The sequence below is a fragment of the Pyruvatibacter mobilis genome, from assembly GCF_012848855.1.
In the GTDB taxonomy this organism is placed as follows: Bacteria; Pseudomonadota; Alphaproteobacteria; order CGMCC-115125; family CGMCC-115125; genus Pyruvatibacter; species Pyruvatibacter mobilis.
In genome coordinates this window covers 2,097,934-2,111,311 of record NZ_CP051630.1, presented here as the reverse complement: position 1 = coordinate 2,111,311, position 13,378 = coordinate 2,097,934, and the positions used below count along the sequence as shown (strand labels likewise).

The window sequence follows — 13,378 nt, the reverse complement described above, 5'->3', positions numbered from 1 at the left end:
GAAAGGAGCCCATTATGCCGGAATTCCTCGACTTTGTGGCGATAGATCACGTGGTGATCCGGGTGAAGGATCTGGATGCCATGCTGGGTTTCTATGAGGGGGTGCTGGGCATGCCGGTGGAGCGCCGGCTCGACCTCGGCCTGGTGCAGCTGCGCGCCGGGGCCAGCCTGATCGACCTCGTGCCCATGGACAGCGAGCTTGGCCGCGCAGGCGGCGGCGCGCCGGATCCGGCGCACCGCAACATGGACCATGTGTGTCTCACCGTCGCTGACTGGGACCCGGACGAGATCCGGTCCTGGCTGGCAGCCCGGGGCGTTGAGGCAGGACCGGTGGAACGCCGCTACGGGGCAGGGGGGTACGGCCCCTCCATCTATGTGCAGGACCCCGAAGGCAACACGGTGGAACTGAAGGGCCCCGCGGACCGCGACCAGTCCGAACGCTGACCCCCGGTCACCGATATCTCTACGTATTTCCTTGGAAGCTGCCCCTGTTTTAGTTAGGGTAACTTACTAATAAGGGCTGCCAAAGGCCCGCAAGGTGCCGAAGGCCCTTAAGGAGGAAGTACGCAGATGAGTTCCCGTATACGTTCGAGTGCCGCCCGCAGGATCATGACGGGCATGAAGACGTGGGCCGTCGCCGCGGTACTGCCGCTGCTGGCAGTCCAGCTTGCCGTCACGCCCGCACATGCCGAGACCTATCCCTATCCGCTGGAAGACATTGCCACCGAGATGACCATCCCGGCGGACCGCTTCGAGGACTGGTGGTCGAAAGCGCCGGAAAAGATGAAGACCGAACTGCGCAGCCTGCCGCTGGCCAAGTGGCGGCCGACGGTGCTGTGCGATTATCTCGGTTTCCGCATGGGCACGCCGGAGGGCGTGGAGTGCCGCGAGCGGGAGTACCGGGAGCGCATGGCATCCGCTGACCAGTGGAACCCGGACGGCAGCTACAGGGGCCCGTCGGAGGAATGCCTCGCCCGCAACAAGACCGACAAATGGGGCCGTCTCATCTGCAACTGATCCGAACCCGCATCCTCTGCACCAGCAACAGGCGCACCGGCAGGTGACGCCGTAAGGAGCAAGAAATGACCAGGTTTGCGACGTGTCTGTTCGCCGTCATGGCGATGCTGTTCACAGCCCTTCCGACGAAGGCCGAAGCCGCCGGGGACTACACCGCCGAGCTTCAGGCTTTCCTCACCACCCTCGGCCCGGCGGAGCGCGAGCGCTTCGACAATTGGTGGGGCCGGATGCCGGATTACTTCAAGCAGAGCCTGTTCGAATCCAAGTTCGAAAACTGGCGTGAAGTCATCTATTGCGACTATCTGGGCTTCCGCGCCGGCACACCGCAGAGCGATGCCTGCGTTGCCGAACGCACCGAGAGCTGGCAGCAGAATGCAAGCCAGTGGAACGCCGACGGCAGCTTCCGTGGGCCGTCGGAGGAATGCGTGGCCCGGGGGCAGACGGACCAGTTCGGCCGCCTTGTCTGCGTTGATGAAAGCGTCCGCAAGGATGTGCAGGATTACTGGGACAGCCTGCCGCACGAGCAGAAGCTGAAGGAGTTTTCCCGCCCCGGCCATTTCTGGGAAGCCCTGCAATATTGCAACGAGCAGGAGGGGCTGACGGTCGGCACCGAGCTCTACAAGCAGTGCGAACAGGCCTACGCCAACCAGAACATCCCGATCAATTGACGCGCGGGCATTAGAGCAGATGAAAAAGCCGGAGCATTGCTGCTCCGGCTTTTGTCTTTATACGGACGGGCGATCAGAAGATCGCGTAGCCGCCGTCGATCACGAAGGTGTCGCCTGAGTGATAGGTGGAGGCATCCGACGCCAGATAGACGGCGACACCGCCGAAATCCTCCGGCTCGCCCCAGCGCCGCGCCGGCACGCGCGGGATCACCCGTTCGGCAAAGGCCGGGGCGTCCTGCGCAGCAGACGTCATGTCGGTGGCGATCCAGCCGGGCAGGATGGCGTTGGCGCGCACGCCGTGCCTGGCGAATTCGACGGCCACGCCCTTCATCATGGAAATGACCGCGCCCTTGGTCGCCGCGTAATGCTCGTTGCGCCCGGCGCCCTCGATGGCGGCAAGGCTGGCCACGCCGACAATGGACCCGCCGGGGTCGCCGTTCTTCGCGCGCTCTTCCATGTGGCGGCAGGCTTCCCGGAAGGTCCAGAACACGCCGTCGAGATTGACAGCCAGAACCTTGCGGTAGAGCTCCGTGGTGATGTTGAGGAAGGAGTTGGCGCCGTAGCCGATGCCCGCATTGGCATAGACCGCGTCGATCCGGCCCATTTTCTCGGCGGTTTCCTTCATCGAGCGGACGACCTGGTCCTCGTCGGACACATCCACCCGCATGGCCGCGATCCTGCCGCGCCCGTGGGCTTCCATCTGTGCGACGGCCTTGGCGTTCTTGTCCTCATTGGTGCCCCAGATCATCACGTCGGCGCCTGCCTGCGCCATGGCGTCCGCCATGCCGAGGCCGATGCCGCCATTGCCGCCGGTCACCAGCGCCACCTTGCCGGTCAGGTCGAAAGGTGCGTAACCCATGCGTTTCCCCTTTGGTGTTGTTGCTTCAAGGATTGGTGTCGGCGGCGACTATAGCGCGCGCGCCGCGGACCGTTCCATGGGCAAGGCCCAACGGGATCGAGGGATGAAGGGCAGACGGGGAGAGGAGGCCGGAAGAATGTCGGGGCCGGGGTCACGATTGGGGGCGCAGCCGCGCTAGCCGAACATGGCGTCGATCTCGTCCTGGCTGATGCCGTCATCGCCGGCCTCATCCTCAAGGATGGCGTCGATGTCTTCCTGGTGGGTGCGGATGCCATGGCCGTTGATGATGCCGCTGGCCATGTCCACCAGCCGCCGCAGGGTGGCCGCATGGGTGTTGGCCAGATGCGCAACCTTCTCCGCGTCCATGTTTTCACCGTCACCGACTGCTTCGGTGAGTTCCTTGGCCGCTTTCAGCGCCACCGCGTCCGCCTGCTCGACGATGGCGTCGAACGGATCGCGGAACTTGGGCGGTGAATTCTCATAGGCGAGGATCGCCAGTTCCTTGGCGGCGAAGGTGGAACGGCGGAAATGCTCCTGGTAGCTCAGCGGCTCCCAGGCGGCCACGTCCTCCACGCAATCGGGCATGTCGCAGGCCAGCTCGATGAGCATCACCACCTCGTTGAAGTGGTTGAGATAGTCGGTCGCCAGCAGGGTTTCGGGGTTGATGTTGCGGCCCTTGGCCAAGAGGCCGAGCGTGCGCGACCACCCCATCTTGCCGACGCGGCGCGTTGTCATCTCCAGTTTCTGTGCTGGAGCAGCCCCCATTCCGCACCCTTCACCCGTAGTGCTCCGCGCGGCCGTGACGGCCCGGCGGTTCTTCGACTATGGGTTGCAAGATAACAAGTCTAATCTTACCGGTCGCTTACCGGGCGCGACTTTATTAAAATCGTCAGGAATTCCGCCGGATCCGGGCTATTCCGTCACCGGGATTTCATCCAGCACCGAGCACTCGAACTGGGTCTTGTAGGTCAGCATTTCAGCCCCCGGCACAAGAGCACAACTGTAGAGCTCGGCGTCCTTCACCAGGATCATCGACCCGCCGAGAAGGCCCTCGACGCTGAAGCCGTCGTCCAGCAGGCTCCCCAGCGTCCGGTCGGTCACCACGAAGGGGCCCTTGCGGCCGTCATCTTCCGCGGCCTCATCGGCGGCGATCACAGACCCCGTGGTCATGACAAGGGCGAGGACCGCAGAGGCGAGGGGCAAGGCGCGGCGCATGGGCGTCTCCTGGAACTGGTAAATCCGGCATATCCGGACGATAGGCAAAGCGGCAGTTTCTTGCCATCAAACCGGTTAACGATGCATGGATAGCATCTGCGCTGCCCGGGGACGACAGGGAGACCCGGGCAGGCATGCCGTCACCGTCAGCCCTGCTTATGAAGGACATTGCCCCAGCCCATGTGCGGTCGCTACGCTATCACCCTGCCGCCGGACGCCATGCGGGATCTGTTCGGCTATCCGGAGCAGCCGAATTTTCCGCCGCGCTACAATGTGGCACCGACCCAGCCCGTCCCCATCATCCGCAAGGAGCAGGACGGCCAGCGGCATTTCCAGCTCGTCCGCTGGGGGCTGGTGCCGGACTGGGCGAAGGAAGTGGGGACGAGGCCGCTGTTCAATGCGCGCGGCGAGACGGTGGCTGAAAAACCGGCCTTCCGGTCTGCCTTCCGCCGCCGCCGCTGCCTCATCCCGGCCGATGGCTTCTACGAGTGGAAAACGTCCCCGCCATACGCCAAGCAGCCCTATCTGATCCGCCGCAATGACCACGCACCCCTGGCCTTTGCCGGCATCTGGGAGCACTGGCAGGCGCCGGACGGCTCGGAGCTGGAGAGCTGCAGCATCATCACCACCGAGGCCAATGCCACCCTGGCCCCGATCCATCACCGCATGCCGGTGATCCTGGAAGAGGGCGCGTGGGAGACCTGGCTGGACACCACCGAAACCCTCACCCGCGACGCGCAGGCGCTGATTGCTCCGTCCCCGGATGATATGCTCGAGGCGGTGCCCGTGTCGCGCCGGGTCAATGCGGTGGCCAATGACGATGAGGCCCTGATGGCCGAAGTGGCCCCCGCCGAGGAGCCAAAGCGCGAAAAAAAGACCCCGCCAAAATCAAAGGACAAGGATGACGGCCAGATGTCCCTGCTGTGAGCGGGGATGTCAGCGCGGCGTCAGCCATTTGCCCAGCTGTGTATTCGGCTCGACGTCATAGCCGAGCGCCTCGTAGAAGCCGGCCGCCCTGGCGTTCTCGTTGCGCACCAGGAGGTTGATCTTGCCCGCCCCGCGCGCCCGCAGCCAGTCTTCGGCAGCCGCCATCAGGCGACGGCCAAGGTCCGTACCCTGCTGCTTGGGGGCGACGCTTACGTAATAGACCGTGCCGCGATGCCCGTCATCGCCCACCATCGCGCTGGCAATGACGGCGTCAGCGCAAATCCCCACCAGCACTGTGGAGGAAGGGCCGGAAAGCGCCCGGTCGAAATCCGCCGCGGCATCATTCCAGGGCCGCGTCAGGCCGCAGGCCGCCCACAGGGCCGTGACCGCATCGCGGTCAGCGGCGACAGCATCACGAAAATGAATGTCAGACGCAGACTGGTTTTTTGTCATGCCGGGCAGACCTCCCCAATGAATGCATTGCGGAAGTGCCCGCAAAAACGAGCAATCCATCCTATAAATCCCTATACTCCATGCAACTGGGTTGGTTCGGATTCCTGATGTTTCTCGACGTCCTCATTCTGTTTGCGCTGGTGGTGTTCAACGGCTTCTTCGCCTTGTCGGAGATGGCCGTTGTCTCGTCCCGCTCTGCGCGCCTGCAGGCACTGGCCGACGGCGACAGCAAGTCGTCCGGCGCCAGGGTCGCCGCGCGCCTGCGCGAGGAGCCGGAACGCTTCCTGTCCACTGTGCAGATCGGCATCACTCTGATCGGTGTTCTGTCCGGTGCCTTCGGTGCCGCAACCGTGTCCGAGCCGCTGGCTGAAATCCTCACCGGTGTCGAGTGGATCGGCACCTATGGGGAGCCGCTGGCCTTCGGCCTCGTGGTGGTGATCGTCACCATCCTCACCCTGGTCATCGGCGAACTGGTGCCCAAGCGCATCGCGCTCGGCAATCCGGAATTCTTCGCCAGCGCCATCGCGCGGCCCATGCAGGGCCTGTCGCGGCTGTTCAGCCCGCTGGTGGACTTGCTCTCGGTACTGAGCGATCTCACCTTGCGATTCCTTGGCATCTCGGCTGAGCCCGTCAGCCAGGTGACAGAAGAGGAAATCCGCCAGCTGGTGATCGAGGGCGCGGAGGCCGGTGCCATCGAGGATGTGGAGCGCGACATCGTGCACCGCGTCTTCCGCCTCGGCGACAAGATGGCCTACGACATCATGACCCCGCGCCGTCAGCTGCCGTGGCTCGACATCGAAGCCCCGCTGGAGCGCAACGCGGCGGTGATCCGTGAAAGCCAGTCCATGCGCTACGTGGTCGGCCGCGGCCCCACGCGCGAGCCGGTGGGCGTGATCCGCGCCGAGGACCTGCTGGCGGGCCTGCCGCAGAGCGCCGAGATTGATCTGTTCGCCAGCATGAGCGCGCCGCTCTACGTGCCGGAAAGCGCCAAGGCCCTGCAGGTGCTGGGCATCATGCAGTCGGAAAACAAGTTCATGGCGCTGGTGGTGGACGAGTTCGGCGAAGTGCAGGGGGCGATCACCATGGCGGAAATCTTCCGTGCCATGGTCGGTGACGTGACGCCCGACGGCAGCGCCCCGCGCCTCGACATCATCTCCCGCAAGGACGGGTCGTTCCTGGTGGATGGCGGTGCCACGGTGGACGAGCTGAAGGACGTGCTCGGCCTCCAGTCCCTGCCCGGCGAGGACACCGAGGACTTCAACACGCTTGCCGGCGCGATGCTGCATTATTTCGGCCGCCTGCCGACCGAGGGCGATGAATTCGTCTGGGACGGCTATCGCTTCGAGGTCATCGACCTCGACGGCACCCGCATCGACAAGGTGATGATCGCGCCCCTGCGCAATATTCCGATTGCCGGTCTGCGCAGCGCTGTCGGCAACAGCTAGAAAGCCGGTCTGCGCAGCGCTGTCGGCAACAGCTAGAAAGCCGGTCTGCGCAGCGCTGTCGGCAACAATTAGCTAAACGAGCTTGCCGGGATTCATGATGCCCTTGGGGTCAAGCGCCTGCTTGATCGCCCGCATGGCCCCCAACGCCACGTCCGACTTGTAGCGGGTAATCTCCTCGCGCTTCAGCGTGCCGATGCCGTGCTCAGCCGAAATCGAGCCATTGAGCCGCGCGACGACGCCATGCACGATGTCATTCATCGCTTGCCACTGGCCGATGAAGGCCTGCGGGTCCATCTCCACCGGCTGGCTCAGGTTGAAGTGGATGTTGCCATCGCCGATATGGCCGAAGGGGACGGGCCGGATGCCCGGCATGGCGGCTTCGACGTCGCGTGTGGCCTGATCCAGAAAGTCCGGCACGCGGGAGACCGGCACGGAAACATCATGCTTGATGCTGGCACCTTCGAGCTTCTGCGCTTCGGACATGTTTTCGCGCAAAGCCCACAGGGCCTGCCGCTGCGTTTCGCTTTCGGCCAGGACCGCGTCAAGCACGAGGCCCGCCTCCATCGCACCGCCAAGGCCCTGTTCCAGCACGCCGCGCAGCCAGCCATCGGTGCCCGCGGTCAGTTCCACCAGCACATACCATTGATGGGGATCGCTGAACGGGTCCGCCGCATCCTCGAAATGCCGCAACACCAGCTCGAAGCCCGAGCGCTTGATGATCTCGAAGGTGGCGACCAGCCCGCCGGAGACATCCTGCAGCCGTGCCAGAAGTTCGACCGCAGCCTGCGGGTCGCGCACCGCGACAAACGCCGTCTCGGTCGCCTTGGGGGCAGGGTAGAGCTTCAGCACGGCGCCGGTGATGATGCCCAGCGTGCCTTCCGCCCCGGCCAGAAGCCGCATCAGGTCATAGCCCGTATTGTCCTTGCGCAGGCTCGTGAGCCCGTTCCAGATCTCGCCATTGGGCAGCACCGCCTCAAGCCCCAGAACCAGGTCGCGCATGGAGCCGTAGCGCAGCACCGCCGTACCGCCCGCATTGGTGGAGATGACCCCGCCAACCTGGCAGGAGCCTTCCGACGCAAGGCTCAGGGGAAACAGCCGGTCGATCTCTGACGCGGCGTCCTGAATGGATTGCAGGGTGCAGCCCGCATCCACCACCATGGCGTTGTTGAGCGCATCGACCGCGCGCACCTTGTTCATCCGCTCCAGCGAGACAATGACCTGGCCGCCGCTTGCGTCAGGGATTTGCCCGCCGACCAGCCCCGTATTGCCGCCCTGCGGCACCAGCGGCGTGCCGGTCTCGGCGGCTATCTTGACGATGGCCGACACGGCTTCAACGCTGCCGGGCCGCAGCACCAGCGGAGTCTCACCCCGGTAAAGCCCGCGCCACTCGACGAGATATTTCTCGAGGTCATCGCGCCCGCCCACAAGCGCGCCGCCGGGGCCTGCGGCCTCGATGAAGCGGTCAATCACGTCTGGCGTGAGGGCGGGGGATGTATGCGTCTGCGTGTCCATGCTGATGAGGTAAACCGCCCGTGCTTTTCCGTCAAAGGACTAAAACCCGTCAGCCGCGGGGGGCTGCGGCCCGCCTGAGCCGGTCATTGATCGCTTCGCCGATCCCCTCATGGGGCACGGGCATGACGGCGATGCCGTCAGGCGTCTGTGCGTCGAGCGCGCGCAGCATGGCAAACAGGTTGGCCGCCGCTTCCACAAGGTCGCCGGTCACGCTGAGATTGGCCATCGGCCCCTGATAGGCGGGCACATCCGGCCCCAGCGCCAGCAGCGCTTCCCCCGGCGTGACGCTGGTGGCGTTGAGGCGCACCCGGGCGTTGGGCGCGTAGTGCGAGGCCATCATCCCCGGCGCTTCGATGGCACCGGGCGCGGCTGTTTCAACCGGCCCGCACACAGCCTCAAGCGTTGCGCGGGTGATGGTGCCGGGTCGCAGCAGGCGCACCTTGTCGCCGTCAACGGCAATGACTGTCGATTCCAAGCCCACCCGGCAAGGCCCGCCGTCAAGGATCATGTCGAGCCGGTCACCGAGCCCGTCCGCCACATGCTGAGATGTGGTGGGGCTGACGCCGCCGGAGGGGTTGGCGCTGGGGGCGGCCAGCGGGCGGCCGGCGCGGCGGATCAACGCCTGCGCGGTGGCATGGTCCGGCATCCGCACGGCCACGGTATCGAGCCCGGCGGAAGCGAGCAGCGACACGGGACAGTCCGCCCTGCGCGGCAGCACCAGCGTCAGCGGGCCGGGCCAGAAGGTCTGCGCCAATTTGCGCGTCGTCTCGCCCATGTCGCCGAGCGTTTCGGCCATGTCGACGCCGCTCACATGGCTGATCAGCGGGTTGAACTGGGGGCGGCCCTTGGCCTCGAAGATGCGCGCCACGGCGGCATCATTGGTGGCATCCGCCCCCAGCCCGTAAACCGTTTCAGTGGGAAACGCCACAAGCCCGCCGTCGCGCAGCAGCCCCGCCGCGCGGCCGATGGCGTCCTGATCCGCCAGGACGGGCAGAACCGGAGGCGGGGAAGGGGAAGAAAGGTCCGTCATGGCGCGCAATCTGCCATGGCCCCCTGCACCGATGAAAGCCACATTTGCAGGCGCGGCACGGCCCTCCGGCTGGAACTCACCGCCAATTCTGCTATCTGTTGCCTCAACCAGAGATATCCAGCAGCACGCTGCGTCACAGCAACTTGTGAGAGACACCGCATGACCTATCGTCCGCCCGTCCGCGACATGTCCTTTGCGCTCAACGAGATCGCCGGTCTGAAAGACCTGTGCGGCACCCAGGCTTTCCCGGATCTCGAGCCGGACCTGATCGAGCAGGTGCTGGAGGAATCCGGGCGCATGGCAGGCGACCTGCTCGCCCCGCTCAACTGGACCGGCGACCAGCAGGGCGCGCGGCTGGAAGCCGACGGCGTGAAGGCGCCTGACGGGTTTGCCGACGCCTACAAGCAGTGGTTCGAGGCGGGCTGGTGCTCGATCCCCGGTGACGTGAATTATGGCGGTCAGGGCCTGCCTCTGGCGCTCGCCGTGGCGGTGCAGGAATATATCAACCAGGCCAATATGGCCTTCGGCCTGTGCCCGATGCTCAGCCAGGGCGCGGTAGAGAGCCTCACCCAGCACGGCTCTGACGCGCTGCGCGAGAAATATCTGCCCAAGCTGCTGAGCGGCGAATGGACCGGCTCCATGAACCTGACCGAGCCGCAGGCGGGCTCGGATGTGGGCGCGCTCAAGGCCAAGGCGGAGCCTGTGGGCGATGGCAGCTACAAGATCAAGGGCACCAAGATCTACATCACCTGGGGCGACCACGACATGGCGGAGAACATCATCCACCTCGTGCTTGCGCGTCTGCCCGGCGCGCCGGAAGGCACCAAGGGGGTGTCGCTGTTCCTGGTGCCGAAATATTTCGTCAATGACGACGGATCCCTCGGTGAGCTGAACGACGTGAAATGCATCGGGCTTGAAAAGAAGCTCGGCATTCACGCAAGCCCCACCTGCGTCATGTCCTATGGCGAGAACGAGGGCGCCATCGGCTGGCTGATCGGCGAAGAGAACAAGGGCATGCGCTGCATGTTCACGATGATGAACAATGCCCGCCTCAATGTGGGCATGCAGGGCGTGGGCATCGCCGAGCGTGCCTACCAGCAGGCGCTGGACTATGCGATGGAGCGCCGCCAGGGCAAGGCGCATACGCCGTATACGGAAAGCCAGGATGGTCCGTCCGCCATCATCGACCACCCGGATATCCGCCGGACCCTGATGACCATGAAGGCGATGACCGAGGCCACCCGCGGCATCTGCTACGCCAACGCTGTCGCCATCGACCTTGAGCACAATGGCGATGACGAAACCAGGCGCAAATGGGGGCAGGGGCGCGCGGCGCTGCTGACGCCGATCTCCAAGGGCTTCTCCACCGACATCGGTGTGGATGTGGCGTCCATGGGCATCCAGATCCATGGCGGCATGGGCTTCATCGAGGAGACGGGCGCCGCCCAGCACCTGCGCGACAGCCGCATCGCCCCCATCTATGAGGGCACCAACGGCATTCAGGCGATTGACCTTGTGACCCGCAAGCTGACCATGAATGGCGGCGAGGTGATTGCCGATTTCCTCGATGAGATCGACGACACCGCCAAGCAGTGCGCGGCTTCCAATGACGAAAAGCTCGTGACCATCGGCCGTGAGCTGGCGGACGCCAATGAAGTGCTGCGCGAGACGACGGACTGGCTGCTGGAAGCCATGAAGACCGAGGCAACCGACGCGCTGGGCGGGGCCACGCCCTATCTCAAGATGATCGGTACGGTGGCGGGCGGTGCCTATCTCGCCAAGGGCGCGCTGGCGGCGCACCCGAAGGCGGCTGACGACGCTTATCTCGCCGGGCGGGTCGAGATGGCGGCGTTCTATGCCACCAACATCCTGCCGCAGGCGGCGGGCCTCAAGGCGCCGGTGACGTCGGGGGCGCAAGGGCTTTATGCCCTGAGCCCGGACCTTCTGGCGTCCTAGTCATAGCTGCCTTTCCATCGGGGTACGTTGACGGCGCAGGGCCCGTCACGTACCCCAATGCGCAAAGGAGCCCCCATGTCCGACACCCTCTCCCCCTCAGAGCCGCGCGCGCAAATCCCCGATAATCTGTCTGAAATCAGCTATCCCTACGGCCTCAAGAAAGCGCCGGAGCTGGGCCAGACGATCGAGATGGCACCGGGCATCCACTGGCTGCGCATGCCGCTGCCCTACATGCTCGACCACATCAATCTCTACCTGATCGAGGATGGCGACGGCTGGGTAATCGTTGATACCGGCGTCAACACGTCGAAGGTGCGCGACTTGTGGGAAACGGTGTTCGAGGGCGTCATGGGCGGCCGTCCGGTCACCAAGGTGATCGTCACCCATCTGCACCCGGATCATGTGGGCCTCGCCGGCTGGCTGACACGGCGCTTCGGCGTCGAGCTGTGGATGTCGCGCACGGACTATCTCATGTGCCGCAACCTCGTGCTCGACACCGGCACCGAGGCACCCGAAGAGGGCATCCGGTTCTACCGCGAAGCAGGCTTCAACGATGCGCAGATCGAGCGCTACCGGAAGCGTTTCGGCGGTTTCGGCAAGGATGTGTCCGCGATCCCGCAGAGCTTCCGCCGCCTCGTTGGCGGGCAGGAGATGAAGATCGGTGGCCGCACCTGGCGCGCCATTGTCGGCAGCGGCCATGCGCCGGAACATATCTGCATGTATTGCCCCGAGGCCGGTGTGCTCTTGTCGGGCGATCAGGTGCTGCCGCGCATCTCGTCCAATATCAGCGTCCAGCCCACCGAGCCGCAGGCCGACCCGCTGACCGACTGGCTGGAAAGCTGCGCCCGCATCCGCGACGAACTGCCGGCGGACACGCTTGTCGGCCCGGCGCATAACGAGCCGTTCTACGGCGTGAAGGTGCGCCTGCAGGCGCTGATCGACGAGCACGAGGAAGACCTCGGCAAGCTCGAAACGATGCTGGCGGAACCGAAGAAGCCCAACGAGGTGTTCAGCGCCCTGTTCCGCCGTCCGATCACGGATGATCTGGTGCATATGGCAACCGGCGAGAGCCTGGCCCACCTCAACTGCCTCATCACCCGCGGCCGCGCCCGCCGCTTCATGGGCGAGGACGGCGTCGCCCGCTACGTGCAGCTCAACCGGGAAGACGCCGCCGCGTAACCCATACCGGATCAGGCATAGGCCGGGTCAAATCCTGCCCCATGCTGCGACAGCCAGGCAAGCGCGTTGGCGTTCTCTGCAAGGGTGGTGTCCCACATGTCGCTCATGTGGCTGATCCTGCCGTCGCGGAACTGCCAGATGCCATGGGCGGCAACGCAGACGTCAGGAAGGCCCGCCTTGCTGTATCGCGTCCAGGCGATGGCCGAGACAGTGTCCGGCTGCGCGTAGCGGATACCCACCGGTTCATGGTGCCTTTGGTCGAATTTCCGGTCAAAGCCCCGGACAGATTTTGCAAATCCCGCAATCACAGCGTCCCTCCCGTGAAGGTGGCAGGCCATGGGAAAGCCCGACACGCGATACTCGGCGTCTTCGGTTAGGAAAGGGGACAGCGCGTCCCACTCATCTGTCAGACACGCTTCGTTGAAGACATCCAGGAAACGGCGCCAGGTCGTCAGTACTTCGTTCATTGCATCCTCACTGGTTGGGAACAATCCATACTATGGTGATCACCATAGTATGGTTATATATAGACCAACCGCCATAAAATGGCTAGTCTGAAGCCATGCCGAGAACATCGAACGCGCGACAGACCCTGATCGAGGCTGCGGCCCGCCTGTTCCAGGCCAATGGCTTCCACGCCACGGGTCTCAACCTGATCCTTGAAGAGAGCGGGGCACCCAAAGGGTCCTTCTATCACCACTTCCCCGGTGGCAAGGACGAGCTGGCGGTGGCGGCCATGACATGGTCGAGCCTTGAAATCGAGCGGTTCATTGATGAGGCCTTCACACCGGCAAAGAATTTTGGTGCCGGAGCCAGGGCTCTGGGCACGCGCCTTGCGGACTGGTTTGAAGCCTCGGGCTTCGCAGAAGGGTGTCCGATCGCGTCCGTCCTGCTTGAAACCGCCCCGGGGTCAGACGACTTGCGGCTACAGGCACTGAGTGTCTTCGACCGCTGGATCGACCTGATCGAGTCTCACGCCAGGCGGCTTGCCCATGACAAACCGCGGCAGAGCGCTGAAGCGCTGATGATGGGGCTCGAAGGCGCATGGCTTCTCGCCCGGGCGCGCCAGTCCCGGAAGCCCTTTCAGGTGGCCGTGGCAAGCGTTCTGGGGAGATAGA

The 13,378-nt window shown here is 64.7% G+C and carries 15 protein-coding genes; 8 read left to right on the top strand and 7 right to left on the bottom strand.

The window, feature by feature from the left end; all coding sequences use genetic code 11:
• Positions 1-14: 14 nt before the first annotated feature.
• The 3 genes from HG718_RS09835 (at position 15) to HG718_RS09825 (ending at position 1,684) form a co-directional block, all read left to right on the top strand.
• A complete protein-coding gene (locus HG718_RS09835) occupies positions 15-443 on the top strand; it encodes a VOC family protein (protein ID WP_160588232.1) in 429 nt (142 codons plus the stop codon).
• A gap of 126 nt (positions 444-569) precedes the next feature.
• Positions 570-1,016 (top strand): hypothetical protein, encoded by a 447-nt coding sequence (locus tag HG718_RS09830; protein ID WP_160588230.1) that lies wholly within the window; start codon positions 570-572, stop codon positions 1,014-1,016.
• Between the two features lie 65 nt (positions 1,017-1,081).
• The gene (locus tag HG718_RS09825; protein WP_160588228.1) at positions 1,082-1,684 is read left to right on the top strand and encodes a hypothetical protein; all 603 of its coding nucleotides are present in this window, start codon (positions 1,082-1,084) and stop codon (positions 1,682-1,684) included.
• A 73-nt stretch (positions 1,685-1,757) separates the two neighbouring features.
• On the opposite strand, the gene HG718_RS09820 is transcribed toward HG718_RS09825, so the two are convergent.
• From HG718_RS09820 to HG718_RS09810, 3 genes are all read right to left on the bottom strand, one after another.
• Complete coding sequence (locus HG718_RS09820; protein WP_027840330.1) at positions 1,758-2,543, bottom strand: SDR family NAD(P)-dependent oxidoreductase; 786 nt, start codon at positions 2,541-2,543, stop codon at positions 1,758-1,760.
• 174 nt (positions 2,544-2,717) lie between these two features.
• Positions 2,718-3,278: a hypothetical protein gene (locus HG718_RS09815; RefSeq protein WP_188658412.1), complete on the bottom strand. Its 561-nt coding sequence runs from the start codon at positions 3,276-3,278 to the stop codon at positions 2,718-2,720.
• Between the two features lie 177 nt (positions 3,279-3,455).
• Positions 3,456-3,758, bottom strand: coding sequence for a hypothetical protein (locus HG718_RS09810; protein WP_160588226.1), 303 nt, complete (start codon positions 3,756-3,758; stop codon positions 3,456-3,458).
• 180 nt (positions 3,759-3,938) lie between these two features.
• Between HG718_RS09810 and HG718_RS09805 the strand changes: the two genes are divergently transcribed.
• The gene (locus HG718_RS09805; protein WP_160588224.1) at positions 3,939-4,685 is read left to right on the top strand and encodes an SOS response-associated peptidase; all 747 of its coding nucleotides are present in this window, start codon (positions 3,939-3,941) and stop codon (positions 4,683-4,685) included.
• Between the two features lie 9 nt (positions 4,686-4,694).
• Here the strand turns inward: HG718_RS09805 and HG718_RS09800 are convergent, their stop codons facing one another.
• Positions 4,695-5,138: a GNAT family acetyltransferase gene (locus HG718_RS09800; RefSeq protein ID WP_160588222.1), complete on the bottom strand. Its 444-nt coding sequence runs from the start codon at positions 5,136-5,138 to the stop codon at positions 4,695-4,697.
• Between the two features lie 107 nt (positions 5,139-5,245).
• Between HG718_RS09800 and HG718_RS09795 the strand changes: the two genes are divergently transcribed.
• Positions 5,246-6,583: a hemolysin family protein gene (locus tag HG718_RS09795; RefSeq protein ID WP_036263841.1), complete on the top strand. Its 1,338-nt coding sequence runs from the start codon at positions 5,246-5,248 to the stop codon at positions 6,581-6,583.
• Between the two features lie 72 nt (positions 6,584-6,655).
• On the opposite strand, the gene HG718_RS09790 is transcribed toward HG718_RS09795, so the two are convergent.
• Together HG718_RS09790 and HG718_RS09785 are read right to left on the bottom strand one after the other, a co-directional pair.
• Positions 6,656-8,095 (bottom strand): FAD-binding oxidoreductase, encoded by a 1,440-nt coding sequence (locus HG718_RS09790; RefSeq protein ID WP_160588220.1) that lies wholly within the window; start codon positions 8,093-8,095, stop codon positions 6,656-6,658.
• A 49-nt stretch (positions 8,096-8,144) separates the two neighbouring features.
• Positions 8,145-9,125 carry an L-threonylcarbamoyladenylate synthase gene (locus HG718_RS09785; protein ID WP_160588218.1) on the bottom strand — a complete coding sequence of 327 codons (981 nt, stop codon included), beginning with the start codon at positions 9,123-9,125 and terminating at the stop codon, positions 8,145-8,147.
• A gap of 159 nt (positions 9,126-9,284) precedes the next feature.
• Here HG718_RS09785 and HG718_RS09780 point away from each other — a divergent pair, with 159 nt between their 5' ends.
• Positions 9,285-11,081: an acyl-CoA dehydrogenase C-terminal domain-containing protein gene (locus tag HG718_RS09780; protein WP_160588216.1), complete on the top strand. Its 1,797-nt coding sequence runs from the start codon at positions 9,285-9,287 to the stop codon at positions 11,079-11,081.
• A gap of 75 nt (positions 11,082-11,156) precedes the next feature.
• Positions 11,157-12,260 (top strand): MBL fold metallo-hydrolase, encoded by a 1,104-nt coding sequence (locus HG718_RS09775; protein ID WP_205345687.1) that lies wholly within the window; start codon positions 11,157-11,159, stop codon positions 12,258-12,260.
• Positions 12,261-12,271: 11 nt separating this feature from the next.
• Here HG718_RS09775 and HG718_RS09770 read toward each other — a convergent pair whose 3' ends face one another.
• Entirely contained in the window at positions 12,272-12,727 is a 456-nt protein-coding gene (locus tag HG718_RS09770) for a nuclear transport factor 2 family protein (protein ID WP_160588212.1), read from the bottom strand.
• Positions 12,728-12,822: 95 nt separating this feature from the next.
• On the opposite strand from HG718_RS09770, the gene HG718_RS09765 reads away from it, so the two are divergent.
• Entirely contained in the window at positions 12,823-13,377 is a 555-nt protein-coding gene (locus tag HG718_RS09765; protein WP_160588210.1) for a TetR/AcrR family transcriptional regulator, read from the top strand.
• The last annotated feature ends 1 nt before the right edge of the window (position 13,378 follow it).